The sequence below is a fragment of the Streptomyces shenzhenensis genome (assembly GCF_021462265.1).
Lineage (GTDB): Bacteria > Actinomycetota > Actinomycetes > Streptomycetales > Streptomycetaceae > Streptomyces > Streptomyces shenzhenensis.
Genome location: NZ_JAJONF010000252.1, coordinates 1 through 204, shown reverse-complemented (window position 1 = coordinate 204; position 204 = coordinate 1). Strand labels below are relative to the sequence as shown.

1 protein-coding gene is annotated in these 204 nt (G+C 70.1%); it reads right to left on the bottom strand.

Going from position 1 to position 204, the window contains the following annotated elements; all coding sequences use genetic code 11:
* The coding region (locus LQ326_RS47685; protein WP_372497159.1) for an AMP-binding protein at positions 1 to 204 on the bottom strand (204 nt) is incomplete at both ends.

Sequence of the window (204 nt, the reverse complement as noted above, 5' to 3'; positions counted from 1 at the left end):
CCCGGCTCCAGCACGCCAAGAAGCGAGGGGACGACACTGGCCACCTGAACACCGCAGGCCTCCACCATCGCAGCCAGCGCCACCGGGTCGAGACGCTCGTCGGACGAGGCGATCGCCAGCGTGCCGCCCGCAGCCAGGGTCACGGCCACGTCCAGCACCGAGGCGTCGAAGCTGAAGGAAGCGAACTGCAGCGCCGTAACACCC